Here is a 19336-nt window from a genome sequence, read left to right as displayed (position 1 = left end):
CTAGGTCGCAATAGTGCGCGTTTTGGGGGGTCTAAACGCGCACAAGTGCGACCTAGTTGGGTTCGTTGGCGTCGATCTCGTCGAATACTTTCTGGGCCGTCTTGAAGGCCGAATTGGCCGACGGCACACTGCAATAGATGGCGGTCTGCAGCAGGATTTCCTTGATTTCGTCCCTGCTCAGGCCGTTGTTGAGGGCCGCCCGGACGTGCATGGCGAGCTCCTCCCAGTGACCGTGCGCCACCAGCGCCGTGAGGGTGACGGCCGAGCGCATTTGCCGGCTCAGGCCGGGCCGCGTCCAGATGCCACCCCAAGCGATCCTGGTGATCATGTCCTGGTAGTCCTCGGTAAAGGAATCCTTGTTGGCGTTCGCGCGGTCCACGTGCGCGTTGCCGAGCACTTCGCGGCGAACCACCATGCCGGCGTCGTAAATGTCCTGTGCGGTCGCATCGGGCTGCACCGCGCCATTCCGCTCAGTAGAAGAGCTCACAGTCCGTTCTCCCTCATGAAGTTGCGCATCAGCTCAGCCACGGCGGCCGGCGCCTCTGCGGGTGCAAGGTGGGCGACGCCGTCGAGCGCTACTGACTCAGCCGAACCGCCGCCGGCGGTGATACCGGCGACAACAGCTTCAGCGAACGACGGCGGAGCAACAGTGTCCTCGACGCCGGCGATCGCCAGTGTGGGGACGGTGATGCTGCCGAGCTGCTCGCGGACGTCGAACGCGGCGAGGGCTTCGCAGCAGAACGAGTAGCCGAAGCGGTCGGCGTCACGCAGGGCATGCAGGAGGCGGCTGCTGATCTCCGGCTGGCGGTCCATGAATCCGGGACCGAACCAGCGTTCTGCGGAGCCTTGGATCATCACGGGAGTGCCCAGTTTGCGAACTGTCTCCGCGCGCTCCAGCCAGCCCTCGGGTGTGCCGAGTTTAGCGCCGGTGCACTGGACGGACAGGCTGCGGAGTCGGTCGCCGTGCTTGATGCCGAGCTGCAGGCCGGTGGCCCCGCCCAGCGAGACGCCCGCGTAGTGGAACCTTGCGCCCGGTGAAACGGAGTCCACAAGATCGACGACGGCGTCAGCCAGTTCCGCGATATCGAAGCCTTCGGTGACGGTCGGCGAGATGCCGTGGCCCGGGAGGTCCCAGCCGATGACGTCGTAGTCGCCGCCCAGGAGAGCGGCGGTTTCGGTCCAGAGAACAGTGGACGTGCCCAGCGACGGGCCCACCACCAGGAGCGGCTTGGCTCCCAGTTCGCGCTGCGGGGAAAGCAGCACGGCCTTGACAGTTGGCTTAGCCACGAGTGGCTCCTTTCGATGAAGATCCAGTGAAGTCGGGGTAGGCGGCGAGGATCCGACGGCTGATCTCGGCGGCTTCACCGAGATAGCCCGCGGGGTCCAGCAGGGCTTCAAGCTCTGCGTCCGTGAGCTTGTCCGCCGGGACGGCTTCGCGCAGGAGCTTGGTGTAGATGCGGGACTGCTCGGCTGCAGGAGCCTTCAGCGCTTCGTCGACGACGGCCTGCAGCTTCTGCTTGCCGCCCTCACCGAGCAGAGGCGCGACGGCGGCCGCCACACCTTCGCTGAGCAGCAACGGTCCCGGGATTTCCAGGTTCCGGCGCATCGCCTCAGGGAAGACGCGCAGGCCTTCGGTGAGTTCGCGCAGATGTCCGGCCGCACCAAGGGCCAGCGCGAACAACTGACGCAGGGCCGGCCATTCGCTGTGCCAGGCACCGTCCGGGCGCTCATCGTTGAAGGTTGCCGCAGCGAGGTGCAATTGAGACGCGAGTCCTGGCGCTTGCAACGCTGCACTCCGGATCAACACGGACAGCACGGGGTTCTGCTTCTGCGGCATGGCCGAGGAAACACCGCGTCCGGCTGCCTGCGGTTCACCGAGTTCGCCCACTTCAGGGCGGCTCAGGAACAGCAGGTCCGCGGCGATCTTGCCGAAGGAATCGATGAGGGCCGTGAGCGAGTCGCCCAGGGCCGTAACGGCGAGGCGGTTGGTGTGCCAGGGAGCTGCGGCCGAAGCCAGCCCGAGCTTCGAAGCCAGAGCGTCGGCAAGCGTGAACGGCGTTGAGTCCGAGCCCAACGTCAGCTTCGTGGCCGAAGCCAGCGTCCCGCCGGCCCCACCAAACTGCACCGGCAGCTTAAGGGATTCCACGCGGGCACCCGCGGCCGCAACGCCTTGGAACCATTGAGCGGCCTTGAGCCCAAACGTGTAAGGCAAGGCATGCTGGGTCAGACTGCGCCCCACGCACAGCGTTTCCGCATGCTGTTCTACCAAGGCGGCGAGCGCCGTCGTCGTGCGCTTTACATCAACCAGCAACGCTGAAACGGTGCGGCTGGCGAGCACCATGAGTGCTGAGTCGAGGACGTCCTGGCTGGTCAGGGAGGTGTGGACGGCCTTGCCGGCGATCCCTTCAGGGTCCAGATCCTTGACCTTTGCCCGTAGGCCACCCAGCAGGGGAATCACCGGGTTGCCACCGCCTTGGGCGCGTTCGGCGATAGCGGCTACGTCATAGGAGCCGGCATCGGCGGCTTCGGCCACCACAGCGGCGGATCCGGCGGGAACGAGTCCCGCATCCTCAAGGACGGCAGCCCAGGAGGCTTCGACGTCGAGGATTGCCGCGATCACAGCACGGTCGCCCGTCAGCGCCGCCACAGCGGGCGACGCCGAGACGGGGGTAAGGAGGCCGAAGTCGCCGTCGGTCATTCTGAGGTACCCGCGTTGCCCGTTGCCAAGTCCCCACTTGCCAGGTCCCCCGTTGCCAGATCGAGCGAACCGTCCTGCTGGAAATCAAGGAACACGGTCTCGTCGCCACCCTGCAAGCGGACGTCCCACGTGAGCCCGCCATCGGGGTCGCGGCGCGCGATCAGCGTCTTGCGGCGCTCCGGGTCCAGGGAGCTCAGCAGCGGGTCATTGGCCAGTGCTTCCTCGTTTTCCGGCAGGTAGACGCGTGTGAAGAGACGGTTCATGAGGCCACGGGCGAACACGGCTACAGAGATGAACGCCGCAGCGCCCGGCTTTGTGGGGCCGGGATTGACCGTGGTGAAGGTGTACACGCCGGAGTTGCCCACGGAGCCGCGCCCCCAACCCGTGAAGGTGTAGCCATCGCGGACCAAAGAGCCTGTGCGCTGGACGATGTTGCCCTCGGAGTCCGGCTGCCAGATTTCAAGGATGGCGTCCGGGATGGTGTGGCCTGCGCCGTCGTAGACCGTGCCTTGGAGGCGGATGCTGCCGGGGCTGCCCGGAGCGAGGAGTTCGTTGTCCTTGTTGAAGGGGAGGGCGTATCCGTAGAAGGGGCCTACGGTTTGGCCCGGTGTGGGTGCCAGCTTGCTCATGTGCTTACTCCTCGTCCCCGGCGTCGCCGTATGCTTCGTTTTCCGTCCAGGTCCGCTTGGAACCGGTCAGGATGATGTCCCACTTGTAGCCGAGCGCCCATTCGGGGCTGGTGAGCTCATGGTCGTACTGTGCCACGAGGCGATCGCGGGCGTCCTGGTCCACGATCGACTGGTAGATGGGGTCCAGGGGGAAGAGCTGATCGCCCGGGAAGTACATCTGGGTGACGATGCGCTGCGTGAACTCCGAGCCGAACATGGAGAAGTGGATGTGGGCCGGGCGCCAGGCGTTCAGGTGGTTCTTCCACGGGTAAGCGCCGGGCTTGATGGTGGTGAAGCTGTACGAGCCGTCCTCGCCGGTGATGCACCGGCCGACGCCGGTGAAGTTCGGGTCCAGCGGTGCGGGGTGCTGGTCGCGCTTGTGGATGTAACGGCCGGCGGCGTTTGCCTGCCAGATCTCCACGAGCTGACCGGCAACCGGGCGGCCGTCACCATCAAGTACGCGGCCGGCGACGATGATGCGCTCACCCTGCGGCTCGCCGTTGTGCTGGATGGTCAGGTCCGACTCCAGCGCGTGCACATCCTGGTGGCCGAACGCAGGCGAGTAGAGCTCGATTGTTTCCGGGTCCGCGTGGTGCAGGCTCTTGGTGGGGTGGCGAAGGATGCTGCTGCGGTACGGCGCGTAATCCAGGCGCGGCATGGTTTCCAGGCCCTTGCCGTTCCTGACGGCCTCAGCATAGCGGTCGCCGATGCCCTGGATCTCAGCACTGAGGTCCGCTTGGGTTTCCACTTTCTTGGAATCATGCGCGGCGTGTGGCTCAGCGGCGGGCACGAGCTCATCGGATTCGAGCGCTTGTGTGGTCTGGTCTTGCGGCACAGCCGGCTCCTTTCGGTTGATGGGTTCTCTTTGGTTTGCAGGCAGCGGGTTTACACCCGGTGGAGCGAGTCGTATTGGACGGCGTGGCGCACCGGAGCGTTGGGCGCCCCGTAGCCGTCGTAGTTGCCCCGGCGCTCCACCATTTCGAAGAACACACTGCCCACGGTGGCGGTGTAGAAGTGGAGGAATTCGCCGCTGGCGTCCCGGTCATACAGAAGGTTGAGCTCCTTGAGTGTGCCAAGGAATCCGGGTTCAAGATCGAACCGGGCGTCCAGGTCCTCGTAGTAGTTGGCCGGAATCTGCAGGAACTCAAGGCCCCGATCGCGGGCGGACCGGGCCGTGGCCACGAGGTCGTTTACGGCGAAGGCAATGTGTTCCTGGTACGTTTTGCGGGCCTTTTGGGCTTGCTGCGCCGGTGCCAGGTTCAGCACGAGCCGCACCGCGCCGTTGCTGGTTTCCATGACCTGCGAGCGCACCAGGCCGCTGGGGCTGGGGACCTCGGCGAACGGCTGCGGTTCAAGGGCAAGGGCGCTGGTGTAGAAGAGGACGGCTTCGTCGAAGTGCTGCCAAGGCTGGGCCAGGTTGACGTGGTCAATCACGGCGCTCCGCGCGGCTCCGGTATGTTCCAGTCCCTCGCCAAACTCGTGAGTCCAGGCGGCGGTTCCGTCCGGGCTGCCCTGGCAGAGGAAGATCTCGGTGGAGTCCGGCGCGGAGATGCCTTGGAAGACTTCCTCATCGGCCTGGACCTTGCGGGCAACCACCGGCGCCTTGAGTTGCTGGGCGCGAGCGGAGGCAATCACTGGGGAGTCGACGTCGAACCCCAAAGCGGCGATAGCCGGTTCCGAGTGCGATGCCGCTTGCTCGTTGATGATCACGCGGGCCTGTCCCATGGTCCAGAGCTGGACGTCCTTAGTGCGGTGGCGGCCTTCGAATTCGAAGCCGAGCTGGCCCAGGAGCTTCTCAAGCTGCGCGGTGTCGTCGGCCTTGACCTCGGCGAAGTTGAAGCCGGCGGGCTCGTTCACCTTGGGCAGCGTGGCCAGTTCCATGGGATAACGACGGCGGGACGCGCTGCCGTTGGCGGCCGCGGCGTCCGTGGGGCTGCTTGCGAGCCACTTGGCGCTCTGCTCCTCCAGCCAGATCAGGGAGCGCATGGCATCCACGGCGGTGCGCTCAACATCTGACTGGCGGAAGACGTCATTGAAGACCTCCAGCGAGACCGGACCCGTGTAGCCGGCGCGGACCACGTGGCCCATGAACTTGGCGAGCTCGAACTGGCCCTCGCCCGGGAACACGCGGTAATGGCGGCTCCACGAGAGCACGTCCATGGAGAGCTTGGGGGCGTCGGCAACCTGGACGAAGAAGATCTTCTCCGCGTTGATCTGCTCGATCGGCGCGGTGTCCCAGTCGCGGGAAAGGATGTGGAACGAGTCCAGGCACGTTCCGAGGTTGGGGTGATCCACCATCTCGACCAGACGATATGCGTGCTCGTAGTCGTTGACGTACTTTCCCCAGGCCAGGGCTTCGTAGGCAACTTTGACGCCGTGATCCCCGGCCAGCTCGGCGAGTTCCGTCAGCTGGGAGGCGCGGAGTTCGTCGTCGTCAATCGTGGCGGTAGCAACGTTCGAGCAGACCAGGATGGTGTCCATGCCCAAGCGTTCCATCAGGTTGAACTTGGCCTCAGCCCGGCGCAGGTTGGCTTTGAGCAGGTCCGGAGTGACGCCGTCGAAATCCCGGAACGGCTGGTACAGATCCAGGCCCAAGCCGAGGTCGGCGGCCATTTTCCGGACTTCCTCCGGGCTCAGCGGCGAAGTGACGAGGTCCTGCTCGAAGATCTCGATGCCGTCGAAACCCGCGATGGCGCAGGCCTGCATCTTCTCTTTCAGCGTGCCGGACAGGCAGACCGTGGCGATCCCGGTGCGCATCAGTGGCCTGCCTTGGTCAGTTCAGGAGCCGCTGCCGCGGCGTCTTCCACCGCGATCAGCTCCAGGAAGTGGGCCCGCATCCGATCGCGATCGGCGTCGCGTCCCGTGAAGAGCTGGAAAGCGTCGGCAGCCTGACCAACTGCCATGCGACCGCCGTCGAGAACGTCACAGCCTTTCGCGCGGGCCTCGCGGACCAACTGCGTTTCGATCGGGCGGTAGACGATGTCCGCCACCCAGTGCCGCGATTCCACGAGGTCGATGTCCAAGGGCAGTCCCGGGTGGGCAGCCATGCCAATCGGAGTGCAGTGCACCAGGCCGTCGGCGAGGGGCATGAGCACGCCCAGCTCAGCGGGAGTGCGCGGCGTGACCGTTGCCTTCGGAAAAAGGTCGCCGAGTTCGGCGGCACGTTCCGCGGCGCGGGATGGGTCCATGTCCACGAGGTCCAGCGTGCTGACGCCGGCTTTGAGCAGCGCGTACGCCACGGCGGAACCGGCACCGCCCGCACCGAGCTGGACCACGCGGTCGAGCTTGGCGGTCGGCAGCCCGGAAGTGAGTGCCGCGCCGAAGCCGGAGAAGTCTGTGTTGTGGCCGATGAACCGGCCGTCTTGAATCAGGACCGTATTGACGGCACCCAGGCGACGGGCGTCGTCGGAAATTTCGTCAAGGTGCTCAAGCACCAGCTGCTTGCACGGGTGCGTGATGTTCAGCCCGTTGAAGCCCATGCGCTGGGCTGCGGTGAGGAGATCCCCGACGGCGGTGGCCGGCAGCGCGAGTTCCAGCAGGTCGATGGGGCGGTACAGCAAGCGGAGGCCTTGCACATCGGCTTCGCGTTCGTGCATGGGCGGCGTGAGCGAGGGCATGACGCCTTCGCCAATCAGGCCCACCAGAACGGACTCGGCTCGGTTGCTCATCCTAAAGCTCCTTTGACTTCAGCACCTCGGGCTTTGGCGCTTTCTGGGGCGCCGCTGCTCCGGGTGTTATTCAGGTTACTACAAGCGTTCATATTCCGCACACTTGTTCTTATCGCGAACACTTGCGACGCGCTGACCCAACTGAGTCGCAGTTGTGCGCGTTTAGCGGCCCCAAAACGCGCACTATTGCGACCTAGTTGGGCTAACGCTGCGGGAGGCGGGCCGCGAGTTCAACCGCAGCTTCCTGCAGGGTGGGCACGTGCGAGATGAGCTCCTCCATGGTGAGGCGGAACACCGGCACGGCCGTGGCCAGCGAGGCAAACGCGTGCCCCTGGGCATTGAGGACCGGAACGGCGACAGCGCGCATGCCGATTTCGTTTTCTTCGTCCATCACGGCGTATCCCTGGCGGCGCACCTGCTCGATTTCCGCGCGGAATGCATCGCGGTCGGTGATGGAATGCTCCGTCAGCGGATCCAGAGGGAGCTCTTCCAGCAGCCTCTTGCGCTCAATCTCTTCCTCGAAGGCCACGATGGCCTTGCCTACGGACGTGGTGTGCAGCGCCCCCAGATGGCCGGGGTCGCTGGTGACGCGGAAGGTCTTGGGGCCATCCACCTTATTCACCGTCAGATGGTGGTTGCCGTCACGGACGGACAGGATAGTGGCCTCATGCGTTCGCTCGGTCACGCGCTGGAGGACCGGCAGCGCCGTGGCTGCAAAGCCGTGATGATTCGAGACTCTCTGGCCGAGCTGGAACACGCGCAGGCCCAGATGGTAGCGGCGGCCATCCGGCTCATAGTCAACAAACCCGTCGCGCGTCAGCGAGCCCAGGAGTCGATACGTTGTGCTGAACGGCAGCGCGGCACTTCGCGCCAAGTCCGCAGCGCTGGCACCCCTCGGCTCGTCGCCCAGCAATACCAAAAGGCTCAGGGCCTTTCCGACCATGTCGGTTTTTGTGTCCTCTTTCACACTCATAGTGAAATGCTCTCATATCGTGAGAGCTATTTCTAGATGGTGGTGACTTCTCTTGACAAGTGACCCCACTCACAGCCACTATTGCTGTATTACACAAGTAGCTCTCACCATGTGGTTACTTTTGGGATGAACCAGCCGCACCTCGCTTGGGTCTTCCCTCAGAGCTTTATCCGCGACATCGTCGTCACAGAAGGAACACCCAATGAGCCACACCATGCCGTCAGCGACGCCAGGCACAGAAACCACCACTGGAACTCCCAAGAAAGCCGCACTTGCCAGCTTCCTGGGCAGTGCGGTGGAGTACTACGACTTCTTCATCTTCGGCTCCGCCGCCGCCCTGATCTTCCCGCACGTGTTCTTCCCCTCCGCCGACGCCAACGCGGCCATCATGTCGTTCGCAACGTTCGGCTTCGCCTATGTCGCCCGGCCCGTGGGCGCCGTGATTCTGGGTCACTTTGGTGACCGGATCGGCCGGCAAAAGGTCCTCATGTTCACGCTGGTCCTCATGGGCGCAGCAACCTTCGTAATTGGCTGCCTCCCCGACTTCAAGACCATCGGCTGGTGGGCCCCGATCCTGTTGGTTGTCGCCCGTCTTTGCCAGGGACTCTCTGCCGCCGGCGAGCAGGCTGGCGCTTCCTCCATGACTTTGGAGCACGCCCCGGACAACCGCCGTTCCTTCTTCACCTCTTGGACCCTCACCGGCACCCAGGGCGGCCAGATCCTCGCTGCGTTGGTGTTCATCCCGGTGGTGGCACTGCCCGACGACATCAAGTACGGCATCGGTTGGCGAATTCCGTTCTGGTTGAGCGCCGTGGTTGTTCTGGTGGCCTTCTTCATCCGCCGCACCCTCCACGAGCCGCCGGCCTTCGCGGAAGCCAAGAAGAACAATGAGATTTCCAAGCTCCCCGTTGCCGATCTCCTGAGGCTGCACTGGCGCGATGTCCTCCGCGTTGTCTGCTGCGCCTTTATTGCCGCAGTGAGTACCGTCTTTGGAACGCTGGCCATCAAGTACGCCCAGGATGTTGCCGGCGTCAACAGCACCATCACGCTCTGGCTGGTGGTTGCGGCCAACGTTGTCGCTTTGGGAACGCAGCCGCTGTTCGGCATGCTCTCGGACAAGATCGGCCGCAAGCCCGTGTTTATCTACGGAGCCCTCTCCAGCGCGATCATGACGCCGGTGTTCCTGCTGACCCTCGAGGGCGGCAACGTGCCGCTGATGTTCCTGGTCTCCGTAGTGTTCTTCTCCTTCGGATACGCCGCCGCCAACGCCGTATGGCCGTCCTTCTACGGCGAAATGTTCAGCACCAAGGTCCGCTTCTCCGGTTTGGCCATTGGCACCCAGCTGGGCTTCCTCATGGCAGGCTTCGCACCGGCCATCGTCACGGCTTTGGGTGGCACCAAGCCCGGCGGATGGGTTCAGATCTCGATCTTCACCGCGGTGATCTGCGTGATCGCCGCTGTGTCGGCCCTGACAGCCCGCGAATCCGCCAAGACTCCCACCGCGGAGCTCGGCCTGCACAAGTAATCTCTGCGCTCCTGCCCACTTACTGGGCGCCAGCACCGGAAAAGCCCGGAATGTCCCCCGACATTCCGGGCTTTTCGCTGCCTGACCAAGTGCGAGGCGAGAGGTAACCGGGAAGGAGCGCAGGCCCCGGGACGAGAGCTACCGCGGGTTCAGCGCCACCGGTTTGAACTTCCCGGCACCGGTCCCGGAGTACATCAGCAACGTCCCATCGCCGGCCACTCCCACAACTGAAGGATCGCCTGTTCCAGTGAACCCATTGCCGAGGGCAGCGATGCTGGAGAACATGTTCCATCCGGAGCCCAGGTAGGACCGCGAGAGGAACCCCCCGGCCCCGTTGCCCGGGTACAGCCAGAGCCCACCGTCAGCTGCCCTGCCCAGAAGGTCTTCCCTGCCGTCCCCGTTGAAATCGCCGGCCTGCAGCACCAGGTTGAACATGTCCCACCCGGTACCGATCTGCTTTCGGGACAGGAAACCACCGGAACCATTCCCCGGGTAAACCCACAGCACACCGTCCGAAGACTGCGCCACGATGTCCGGTTTCCCATCGCCCGTGAAGTCGCCCGGGGCCAGCAACTGGGTGAAGCCTTGCCAGCCTGTGCCGATCTGTTTGCGTGCCAGGAACCGACCCGTTCCGTCCGTCGGGTAGAGCCACAGTGTTCCATCGGCAGCCCGGGCCACGAGATCGGGGTGGCTGTCGCCGTCGAAATCGCCGGCACTCAACACCGACGTGAACTGACCCCAACCCCAACCGACCTGCACGCGATTGCGAAAGCTGCCCGAACCGTTGCCGGGGTAAAGCCACAGCGCGCCATCGGCTCCGCGGGCCAGGATATCCGCGGCAGCATCGCCGTCGAAGTCGCCCGCTTCCCACACCTGGCTGAAGCCGTTCCAGCCGGTCCCGATCGCCAGACGATCCGCGAAGCCGCTGCCGTCGCCCGGGTAAAGGGTCATGGCGCCGCCCGCAGCCGCGGCGAGCACGTCCACCCGCTTGTCACCGGTGAAGTCCTGCCCACCAACGATGTCGCCGGCGCCGTTCCAACCACTTCCGACGGCGGTACGCGGCAGGAAGCCACCCTTGCCATCGCCGGGGTAGACATAGAGGCTGCCGTCGCTGGCCCGAGCCAACAGGCCAGCCGAGCCTCCACCGAATGAACCTGACGGGGCCAGGCTGTTGAACGCCTCCCAGCCTTGGCCGATTTGCGTTTTGGCAAGGAAACCACCCGAGCCGTTGCCGGGGTAAAGCCACAGTATTCCGTCGGAACCCGTCGCGAGTACGTCGCTGCGGCCATCGCCATTGAAGTCGCCCACGGTGACCAGTTGCGTGAAGCCTTGCCAGCCGAAACCGATCTGGCTCCGGGTCAGGAACCCGCCCTTGCCGTTGCCGGGGTAAAGCCACAGGGCGCCGTCGCTGGTGCGGGCAAGGATGTCCGCGAAGCCGTCGCCATTGAAGTCGGAGGTCCCCAGCACCGCGTTGAAAATGCCCCAGCCGGAGCCGATCTGCACGGGATCGTCCAACCGATTCCCCGGGAGACCTGAAAAGAGGAGGAGGGAGCCGTCGGCTTCGCGGGAGATCACGTCGGCCAGCTTGTCGCCGTCGAAGTCGCCCGCGGAGAAGCGCATGCGCGCCTTGAGCTTGGGATCGGCGTTAATGGTGACGGTCGCCGAGGTCGAGGAAACAGCGTTGATGGTGACTTGCGTGCCGGTGTAGGTGGTGAAGGTGCTGCCGGCCTGCCATGCGTGGTTCTTCGCGTAGTACGCCTCAGGGAACGGGATGGTTGACGGCATGAGAATCAGCGACGACGCGATGGTTGCCCCGCCACGCTGGACGATCTTGACGCCTCGGTTGCCCTCCCGCCCGGCGGCTGAGAGGTAGCTGTCGTAGCCAACCGGCTGCCGGAGCTCGAGGTAGTAGACCTCGCGGCTGATGGGATCGGTGAACTTGATGGCCCGTTGGGCATCGGTGCCGCCCCAAGGTTTGAGCGTGTAGCTCTTGACGCCCGTTGCCACGCCGACGTCGCGGATTTCGTCGCCTCGACCCAGCCCGGCGTAGTCCCAGAACGTGGAGCTGACCACCGGTTGCGCGTACTGGGCAGCGCCCATGATGTCGGTGGTGTCGCCGTACTCGCGGATGTAACAGGACGTGTCCGTGAATCGTCCGTTGCTGTCCACTCCGACGTCGGAAGCACCGCTGTAACACTGCAGCGCGTCCGCGTGCATGAGGCCAATGACATGCCCGAATTCGTGGCTCATCACGTTGTTGGAGAAGTTGCTGATCTGCGGCATGAGGACGCGCCCGCTGTAGCTGCCGCTGCTGTACCCGGCGCCCAGCGCGTTCCCGGACAGTGTGGACGTCGGGATGAAAATCACGAGTGCGGTGTAGGGGCTGGCCGACCATTTCAGCTCGCTGGTGATGGTGGACATGATGGTGCTGTAGCTGTCCGTGGACCTCGCCTTGGACTGGAAACCCGAGACCTTGCTGTCAACGGTCATCGACAGTTTGTTGTCGGTCATCGCCTTCCAGTAGCTGCTGGTAGACGCAACCACCTTCTCGGCGTCAGTCATCGAGACCGGGTTGGTGTTGTCCGCAAGCTTTGCTGTGACCAGGCGGACGCGGATGTCGCCGCCCGGACCGGCTGCTGCTGCGCCGTCGCGCAGGAGGGATTCGACGTCGGTGACCTCGCCGGTGCTGGAAGGCGCCTGTCCGGGTGGTGTCTCGAACACATGCTCCGAGTGCGGCGTCCCCTCGACGAACCGTACATTCGGATGATCCGGCTGTGGTTCCGAATCCGCCGAGGCCGGAGCCTGTACGAAAAACAGGCCGGTGGCAAATACCACCAAGCCTGTGGACACCGCGATTGATCGCCGCAAAAAGCCCATGCGTTCTCCCCTGGACGGAGCCTAACGGATCCCGTGAGTCTCAAGATCCGAGATCAGGTTACCGTCGCGCCCTCCGGGACAGCGGCAGGCTTGGGCGAACGGGCGGCGAGTCTCCCGCGCAGGTATCTCCGCCGTCGAAAAGTGCCACGACCGGGGTCGTGGAAATCTGGGCAGCGCGCAATGCTAACCGAACCCTAACCACGCCGAAATACCGTGGCAACATTGCCGCGCCACACTGGAATAGCCGGCAAGTGCAGGCACAAAGCTCCAGCCCAGGAGGCCACCATGTTGAAGGAAGTAGCAACTCACACAACACGAATACGCGCGATCAGCCAGCTCCACCGTGGAGACGAGATCGAAGCCCGCCTGTCCGTGGGACCCGCCTACGATGACGTAGTCATCCGCCGCGGACTGGTCCAGGAAACCGCGCCCGGAATCGGCGTTGTCTGGATCATGGATCACGTATCCGGCATGAGGAAAGCCATCAATACCGACGAATGCAGCGTTTGGCGCGTCGCCTGAAACCCGGCTTGACCCCAAACGCCAGCTCAGCCGCCGGCCACGGACTGGATAATCAAGACCTCCTGGCCAGCCGCAACTTCCGTATCAAGACCTTTCAGACGCCGGACCTCATCACCGTTCACGTAAATATTCACGTAGCGGCGGAGCGCACCGGTTTCATCACGCAAGCGCCGGGCCAACACCGGATAATCTCCGGTCACAGTGTCCAGCAACCGTCCAACGGTCACAGCCCCGTCGGCGGACGCAGTCAGATAGGACTGTCCGCCGACGAGTGGCTGCAGGACACCAGGCAACAAGACCGTAAAGTCAGCCACAACGGGCCTAACCAGGTACCGGAGCGCTGACAGCTGGCTTACCGTGGGCCGGTTCGCCCAGCGTCACGTCGCCAACCACGACGGCGGCACGCACGCACAGCACGTCCGGCAAGTGTGAGACCACCTCAGTAAAGGTCTCACCCTCGTTGTTGCTCGCGTACACGGCCCCGCCGCGGGTTCCGAAATACACGCCCACGGGCTCCGCGGTGTCCACGGACGCAGCATCACGGAGCACCGCGTTGTATTCGTGGTCCGGGAGTCCGGCATGCAGTTCCTTCCAGGAGTCGCCGGCGTCGTCCGTCCGATGCACGCTGAGTTTGCTGCCCGGTGGGATGCGTTCGCCGTCGGCTTTCATGGGAATCACCCACGCCGTTCCCTCGCGGCGGGGGTGCGTCAGCATGACGAAGCCGAAATCGGCGGGCAACCCCTCCGCAATGGAATCCCAGTTCTCGCCGGCGTCGTCCGTGCGGTACACGCCGTGATGGTTTTGGGCGTACAGACGACCCTCGACGGCGGCATCCGCGGCGATCTTGTGGACGCACTGACCGAATTCGGGGTTGGGATCGGGCATGAAGTAAGCCGAGATCCCCTTGTTGCGAGGCTCCCAGGAGGTGCCGCCGTCGAGTGATCTGTAAACCCCGCCCGTGCTCATGGCGATGTGGACCTGCTCGCCTGTTGGGTCCACGACGATCGAGTGCGCCGCCGCGCCGCCGTAGCCGGCGCCCCACTCGCTGCGGTGCGGGTGGTCCCAGAGGCCTCGGTTCAGTTCGAAGTGCTCGCCGCCGTCGGTGGATTTCCACACTGAAATCGGCTCGCAACCAGCCCACACAACGCCAGGGCGGGAGTCGGCGTCGGGGTAGATCTGCCAGATGCGCTCCAGCGCTGTATCTGTGCCGTCGGGGAATTTGATAGCGCCCTGCTCGGGCTCGGTCCAAGTTGCGCCAAAATCATCGGAATGGGCCACGGTGGGTCCCCAGTGCTCGGATCGCACCCCCACCATGATCCTGGTTTTGCCGTCCCGCGTGTCTATCCCGATGCTGGGTATCTCGCTCATCAGGAAGTGCGGGCCGGAGAGGGACCATTCTTTGCGGTCCGGGCTGCTTGCCAGCCACAGGCCTTTCTTGGTCCCGATCGCTAAGACATAACTCTCTGCGGTAGCCATGCACCCCATGCAACCATCAGGGCGGGTGGGTGGCAACGGTTTTTTGGGGCTATGTGGACAACCCCGGCAGTGGATCGACGGCCGTTACCGGAACACTCCAGTGCGACGAATGCTTTCCGTGCAAGGCAACCAATACAGCTAATCCATGGCCACGGGTTGAGTCATCAGAAGTCACTTTTCATTCCTAGCCCTGTTGACGCACCAACCCCGACTACCGAATGAACCATAGCGGTCTTCGGATAGTCCTGCGGTTCACGGCGCTCCTGGGAAGGAAATTCAAAGAGATCGATCATTAGTTGCTGCTCGTACGGGAGCACCTGCGGGGTGGCCATGATGACCTGACCATCAACGGTGAACTCTGCCCCGTGCTCGGACCAACGGACACCGTATGTATGTGGTTGGGTGGCATCAATCGGCAAGGGAATGTCCCGGACATCGGTGGTCAGACGAGGATCGTGGTGGGCCTTGACGCCGACGCGAACGGTACTGCTTTCAGGACCGATCTTGTCACCAAAGAGTTCTGCGATGCACAGCTCCCCGGAATCGGCAGGCCCGGACTCTTCAAACCCGACCAGCCAAATCCCCAGCATGCACGTCGGATCTGCGGAGGCGCTCACTTCCACTTGGACCTCGCCTGAGGCCGGCGTCCACAACCGGCGCGTGGGCTGCGGAGTCGCCACGTGGAGACCATCGAGTCGGTGACGGTGCGTCCCCCGGGTAGTACCACCCGCACCGGAAAACGTCCCCGTTTGGATATTGCTGACCCGGAAGGTTCCATCGGCCTCGCGCCAAGCGGGCTGATCCGCATCAACGCGCAGGCGCAGGCCATCGCTGACGAAGTCGTAACGGGCCTGTGATCGCGCGGGGTCGGTCCACTGGGGAAGGTAATGATCCACCCAAAGGTCCGGATTCAGTACGGGACCGGCAAAACGCTCGTCAAAATTTTCCCTGGGCACCAGCAAATCCTAAGCCAGCCACCGAACGATTGAGCGCCGCACCAGCCGTGAAGCCAGCCAAGTCTCAGTCCACAAACTCCGACTGCGTCTCAATGAAGTCCCAATCCTGCACCGTCAGCACACCGCTGACCTTGTCCGGGTGGGGTCCGCCGGCCTCGGCGATATGTTGGAGGACCTGCAGAGGAAGTTCCTCCGCGCGCAGGTTTTCGCGCAGCCATTCCTTGCTGTCCAAGTGCAGATCGAGCCACCACATGTAGATTTCCATCGCGGGACCACCTTCCGTCGAATTAACCGTAGGCCCGGGCCGGTTGCCCTACAAGGGGTCTTGTGGGGAATCCGGCGAAGGGCCAATCTGTACGTAGGGGTCAATGATCGCGCGGTTGAGCCAATCGCACGATTGAGCCGGCGCCCCACCGCCCAAGGGATCCGCGATGGACTGTGACATCGAGCTGGAGATCGACACCGGCTCAACGCGCGGCGAATACACGGTGCACGTGGTCCGTGCACCGGCGGGAGGCCACGCGTCCGGCGTGTTCCGGCTCGACGTCGACTCCGTCCTGGACCGGCTTCCACAACTCGAGGCAACGGTCCTCGCATCCGCGGTCGCAGCGCGGCGGACCACTCCGATTGCCGAGCTTCCCGTCAGGGATGTGGGCCAGGAACTCTTCCAGGCGCTATTTACCCGCGAGGTTTACGGAACCTACCGAGCCAGCTTGGGCGCGGCGCAGCATGCCGGCCAGCAATTGCGGGTGGTCCTGAGGCTCGCGGCGCCGGAACTGGCGGCCATGCCGTGGGAGATGCTGTTCGATCCGGAAACGGAAACTTACCTCTGCCAGACCGAGCCCTTGCTGCGACACGTCCCCGCACCCGACTACCACCAGAATCCCTTGGACGTTGCTCCCCCACTGCGCATCTTGGGGATCGTCGCCGCGCCGCGCGACCTGCCGAGCCTCGACGTCACCGCGGAGAAGGACCACTTGAGCAGGGCGCTTGCCGGCCCTGTGTCGGAGGGCCGTGTGGAGCTGGTCTGGGCGAAAAGCGGAACGTGGGACGACGTCCAATCCATGCTGCTGGCGGGCCCGTGGCATGTGGTCCATTTCGTGGGCCACGGCGACTACGACTCACGCACCGATGAAGGCAGAATCGCCCTTGAAGGTCCCGACGGCAGGGCGGCAATGGTTCGCGCCGTCAGGCTCATGGCGCTGCTGAGCGTCGCGGCACCTCGCCCCAGGCTGGTGGTGCTCAACTCATGCTCCTCGGGCGAAATGGGCCAGGCGGACCTCTTCTCGGGCACCGCATCCGCTTTGGTGCGCAGCGGAATCGGCGCCGTTGCAGCCATGCAATTCGCCATCAGCGACTCCGCCGCCATCGCCTTCGCGCACGGCTTCTACGCTGCAATCGCGAACGGGCGGACCGTGGACGAGGCCGCCCGCGTCGGCCGGATCTCCGTGATGGCCAGCCCGGACGGCACCCTCGAATGGGTCACCCCGGCGCTCTACGTCCGCGGCGGCTCAACGCAACTCTTCACCCTGACCGGCCCGCCGCGCGCACCGGCGTCGGAGGAACGTTCGACGCCGGCTGGCGGCAGTCCGGGCACCTTCCCGACGGCGGTCGGCGGCATTGCCGCGACGGGCTCGACGGCGGTCCCCGCCGGAAGCGGTCAGGTCGCCTCAGAAGCCGCTCACGTCACGTCCGCTCAAACCAACGCAGAGCGGGCTATGAAGCGCGCCCAACTTCGTGCGCTCTATGTGCAGGCCTCGGCCGAGTTGAGGGCCCGTCGTTGGGAGCAGGCAATCGAGCTCTTCGAGGATCTCCTGATGCTGGAACCGGGCTACCGCGACGCCACCGTGCTCAGGGAGTCAGCGCAATCGAGGCTGGAAAACCAGCGGACGTACCGCCAGGCACTGGCTGACGAGGAATCGGGAGACTGGCTGGCCGCCGCGGACGGCTTTGCCCTGGTACAGAACGATCCGGAGTTTCCCGAAGCTACTGTGAAACGACAGGACTGTGAGCGCCGCCAGCGCATCGCGGACCTGCAGGGCGAGCTGCGCTACCACTCGTCCTTGGGCTCTTGGGAAGCAGTGCTGGATGTATCCGCGGAGCTGCAATCATTGGATCCCTCGGCATCGGATCCAGACGGGTTGGCAAGCGCGGCGAAGTCTGAGCTCGACGCATTAAAACCCCCTGAGCCGCCCAAACAGGAATCGTCAAAACCCGAGGAACCCGAACCTCCCGAAGAGAAACCACAAGGTTCATACACGGCAGTGGCTCAGCCCCCGCGGCAACCAAGTACTCCTGTGCGGTCGCCGGCTCTCACCGCGCTGACGGCGCAGACACCAGCCGCAAACGCAAGCCCCAAGCCGACCCGCGCGAAACCACCGGCCGCGGCGCCCGCCAGCGTCCCGCCGTCGAACGCTAACGGACCGACAGATGCTAAAGCCCCGCCGCCAACCACCAACAAAGAAGCGCCCCTGTCCTGGACTCCTTTGGCCTGGGCCGGCGCCGCGTTGACGGTGGCGGGCGGAGTAGGCGCGTGCTTTGCCGTCTTTTTCCTCTGGTTCGACGAGAACTACTGGCAGGACAACGGCGGCGACATCGTGGGGCGTATTGGCTATGGCCTGGTTGCGCCGCTCGCGTACCTGTTGCTCGCGGTGGCCGGCCTGCCCAACCGAACTGTGCAGGGCAGGTTGGTCATGGCGGGCGTGGTCATCACCGGGTCGATTTTCGGGTTGTCGGGACTGAACTATTCGGTGCTGGCATCCGCCGTCCTGTTCAGTTTCCTGCATGGCGGGTTGGGTCTGTGGGCGGGAATCCTGGCGCTTCGTTCCCCCGAGAAGCAGTCTGTTGGCTGGCTGTTGATGCTGCCCACGGTGTCGCTGCCCATCATCTGGATCCAGGACAAAGGAACGTTCTTGGAGAGTTGGTACATGACGCACGCATATCTCCTGCTGGTCCAGCTCTTGCTGATGTGCGCGGCAGGCATTGGCATGCTGGTCGCGGCCCGCAGGCTGCGCCCGGTGTCGGAACGGAGCGCGCCATGACCCACTTGGTTGAGTTCACCACCGACGACGGCGGCACGGTAGTTGTGGAGGTGGCCAGCACCGCGGGGAGCCTGGTGACGAGGGGTGGTGACCACGCGGGGGATCACTCGGGCATCTTCGCCAGGGCACAACAGACGTTCGAGCGGGCTCTGGCGCATGTTCGCCCGGCGGTTCAGGGCGTGATTGATGAGCTGTTGAGCCTCGACAACAGGCCGGATGAGGTCAGCGTGGAGTTCGGTATTGACCTGCATGCGGAGGCGGGAGCTTTCATCGCGTCGGCGAGCACTGCGTCCAACTTCAAGGTGACTCTTACGTGGAACAAGCCGACCGAACCGTCGGCGCCCCCTATCGCCGGATAGATTTCGCATCGTGGAATGTTGATTTCAATATTAAACACAAGGGCGTTCTGGAATTAGCAAACCGGAAACACGCCACTCATAGCGTCGTCTGTGACCCCGGCCATGGCTTCTGCGTGGCCTCGCACAGATAGGCGTTGCCATGAAGATCCCCCCGACTCCCACCGCGGCACTCCCAGCGGCTGATAACCCCGCGGCCAGGACCCCCAAGAAGCCCCTGTATAAGTCGCTGTTTGTCCAGATCGCCGTGGCGGTGGTGCTGGGAATTGGCATCGGCTACTTCTGGCCGAACATCGGCTCCACCCTGCGGCCCCTGGGCGACGGCTTCATTCAACTCATCAAGATGATCATCGCGCCGTTGATTTTCCTGGTGATCGTCACCGGCATCTCTGCGGTGGGCGACGTGAAATCCGTCGGCCGGGTAGGGGTCAAGGCGTTGATCTACTTCACCGCGGCCACACTCTTCGCCTTGGCCTTCGGGCTGGTGGTGGCCAACATCATCCAACCCGGCGCGGGACTGAACATCGACCCCGCCACCTTGTCCGAAGATGCCGTGAACGCCAAGACCACCACGGC

18 protein-coding genes are annotated in these 19336 nt (G+C 64.2%); 5 read left to right on the top strand and 13 right to left on the bottom strand.

Annotated elements, in window-relative coordinates; translation table 11 throughout:
- Positions 1–52: 52 nt before the first annotated feature.
- From pcaC to ACIQC5_RS22655, 8 genes are all read right to left on the bottom strand, one after another.
- Entirely contained in the window at positions 53–487 is a 435-nt protein-coding gene (gene pcaC / locus ACIQC5_RS22690; protein WP_400287354.1) for a 4-carboxymuconolactone decarboxylase, read from the bottom strand.
- Positions 484–1287 (bottom strand): alpha/beta fold hydrolase, encoded by an 804-nt coding sequence (locus ACIQC5_RS22685; protein WP_400287353.1) that lies wholly within the window; start codon positions 1285–1287, stop codon positions 484–486. The genes pcaC and ACIQC5_RS22685 overlap by 4 nt, the downstream gene beginning before the upstream one ends.
- Complete coding sequence (locus tag ACIQC5_RS22680; protein WP_400287352.1) at positions 1280–2698, bottom strand: adenylosuccinate lyase family protein; 1419 nt, start codon at positions 2696–2698, stop codon at positions 1280–1282. Before ACIQC5_RS22680 ends, ACIQC5_RS22685 begins: the two co-directional genes overlap by 8 nt.
- Positions 2695–3327 (bottom strand): protocatechuate 3,4-dioxygenase subunit alpha, encoded by a 633-nt coding sequence (gene pcaG, locus ACIQC5_RS22675; RefSeq protein WP_400287351.1) that lies wholly within the window; start codon positions 3325–3327, stop codon positions 2695–2697. Before pcaG ends, ACIQC5_RS22680 begins: the two co-directional genes overlap by 4 nt.
- Before the next feature lie 4 nt (positions 3328–3331).
- Complete coding sequence (gene pcaH / locus ACIQC5_RS22670) at positions 3332–4201, bottom strand: protocatechuate 3,4-dioxygenase subunit beta (RefSeq protein ID WP_400287350.1); 870 nt, start codon at positions 4199–4201, stop codon at positions 3332–3334.
- A gap of 50 nt (positions 4202–4251) precedes the next feature.
- Complete coding sequence (locus ACIQC5_RS22665; RefSeq protein WP_400287349.1) at positions 4252–6123, bottom strand: bifunctional sugar phosphate isomerase/epimerase/4-hydroxyphenylpyruvate dioxygenase family protein; 1872 nt, start codon at positions 6121–6123, stop codon at positions 4252–4254.
- On the bottom strand, positions 6123–7034 hold the full coding sequence (locus ACIQC5_RS22660) for a shikimate dehydrogenase (RefSeq protein ID WP_400287348.1): 912 nt from the start codon (positions 7032–7034) through the stop codon (positions 6123–6125). The genes ACIQC5_RS22665 and ACIQC5_RS22660 overlap by 1 nt, the downstream gene beginning before the upstream one ends.
- Positions 7035–7236: 202 nt before the next feature.
- Positions 7237–8007: an IclR family transcriptional regulator gene (locus tag ACIQC5_RS22655; RefSeq protein ID WP_400287347.1), complete on the bottom strand. Its 771-nt coding sequence runs from the start codon at positions 8005–8007 to the stop codon at positions 7237–7239.
- Between the two features lie 202 nt (positions 8008–8209).
- On the opposite strand from ACIQC5_RS22655, the gene ACIQC5_RS22650 reads away from it, so the two are divergent.
- Positions 8210–9532 (top strand): MFS transporter, encoded by a 1323-nt coding sequence (locus ACIQC5_RS22650; protein WP_400287346.1) that lies wholly within the window; start codon positions 8210–8212, stop codon positions 9530–9532.
- Between the two features lie 138 nt (positions 9533–9670).
- Here the strand turns inward: ACIQC5_RS22650 and ACIQC5_RS22645 are convergent, their stop codons facing one another.
- Positions 9671–12409, bottom strand: coding sequence for an FG-GAP repeat domain-containing protein (locus ACIQC5_RS22645; RefSeq protein ID WP_400287345.1), 2739 nt, complete (start codon positions 12407–12409; stop codon positions 9671–9673).
- Positions 12410–12694: 285 nt separating this feature from the next.
- Here ACIQC5_RS22645 and ACIQC5_RS22640 point away from each other — a divergent pair, with 285 nt between their 5' ends.
- Complete coding sequence (locus ACIQC5_RS22640) at positions 12695–12931, top strand: hypothetical protein (RefSeq protein WP_400287344.1); 237 nt, start codon at positions 12695–12697, stop codon at positions 12929–12931.
- 26 nt (positions 12932–12957) lie between these two features.
- Here the strand turns inward: ACIQC5_RS22640 and ACIQC5_RS22635 are convergent, their stop codons facing one another.
- From ACIQC5_RS22635 to ACIQC5_RS22620, 4 genes are all read right to left on the bottom strand, one after another.
- Complete coding sequence (locus tag ACIQC5_RS22635) at positions 12958–13245, bottom strand: MoaD/ThiS family protein (protein WP_400287343.1); 288 nt, start codon at positions 13243–13245, stop codon at positions 12958–12960.
- 7 nt (positions 13246–13252) lie between these two features.
- Positions 13253–14416 (bottom strand): WD40/YVTN/BNR-like repeat-containing protein, encoded by a 1164-nt coding sequence (locus ACIQC5_RS22630; protein ID WP_400287342.1) that lies wholly within the window; start codon positions 14414–14416, stop codon positions 13253–13255.
- Positions 14417–14571: 155 nt separating this feature from the next.
- Positions 14572–15363, bottom strand: coding sequence for a glycoside hydrolase family 16 protein (locus tag ACIQC5_RS22625; RefSeq protein WP_400287341.1), 792 nt, complete (start codon positions 15361–15363; stop codon positions 14572–14574).
- A 64-nt stretch (positions 15364–15427) separates the two neighbouring features.
- Positions 15428–15628 (bottom strand): hypothetical protein, encoded by a 201-nt coding sequence (locus ACIQC5_RS22620; RefSeq protein WP_400287340.1) that lies wholly within the window; start codon positions 15626–15628, stop codon positions 15428–15430.
- A gap of 166 nt (positions 15629–15794) precedes the next feature.
- On the opposite strand from ACIQC5_RS22620, the gene ACIQC5_RS22615 reads away from it, so the two are divergent.
- The 3 genes from ACIQC5_RS22615 to ACIQC5_RS22605 form a co-directional block, all read left to right on the top strand.
- On the top strand, positions 15795–18404 hold the full coding sequence (locus ACIQC5_RS22615) for a CHAT domain-containing protein (RefSeq protein ID WP_400287339.1): 2610 nt from the start codon (positions 15795–15797) through the stop codon (positions 18402–18404).
- Positions 18401–18763 carry a CU044_2847 family protein gene (locus ACIQC5_RS22610; RefSeq protein WP_400287338.1) on the top strand — a complete coding sequence of 121 codons (363 nt, stop codon included), beginning with the start codon at positions 18401–18403 and terminating at the stop codon, positions 18761–18763. Before ACIQC5_RS22615 ends, ACIQC5_RS22610 begins: the two co-directional genes overlap by 4 nt.
- 139 nt (positions 18764–18902) lie before the next feature.
- Positions 18903–19336, top strand: a 434-nt coding sequence (locus ACIQC5_RS22605) for a cation:dicarboxylate symporter family transporter (RefSeq protein WP_400287337.1), incomplete at its 3' end; no start/stop codon positions are given.

The sequence above is a fragment of the Paenarthrobacter sp. NPDC092416 genome (genome assembly GCF_044755025.1).
Lineage (GTDB): Bacteria > Actinomycetota > Actinomycetes > Actinomycetales > Micrococcaceae > Arthrobacter.
This window is presented reverse-complemented; position numbering and strand designations above follow the sequence as displayed.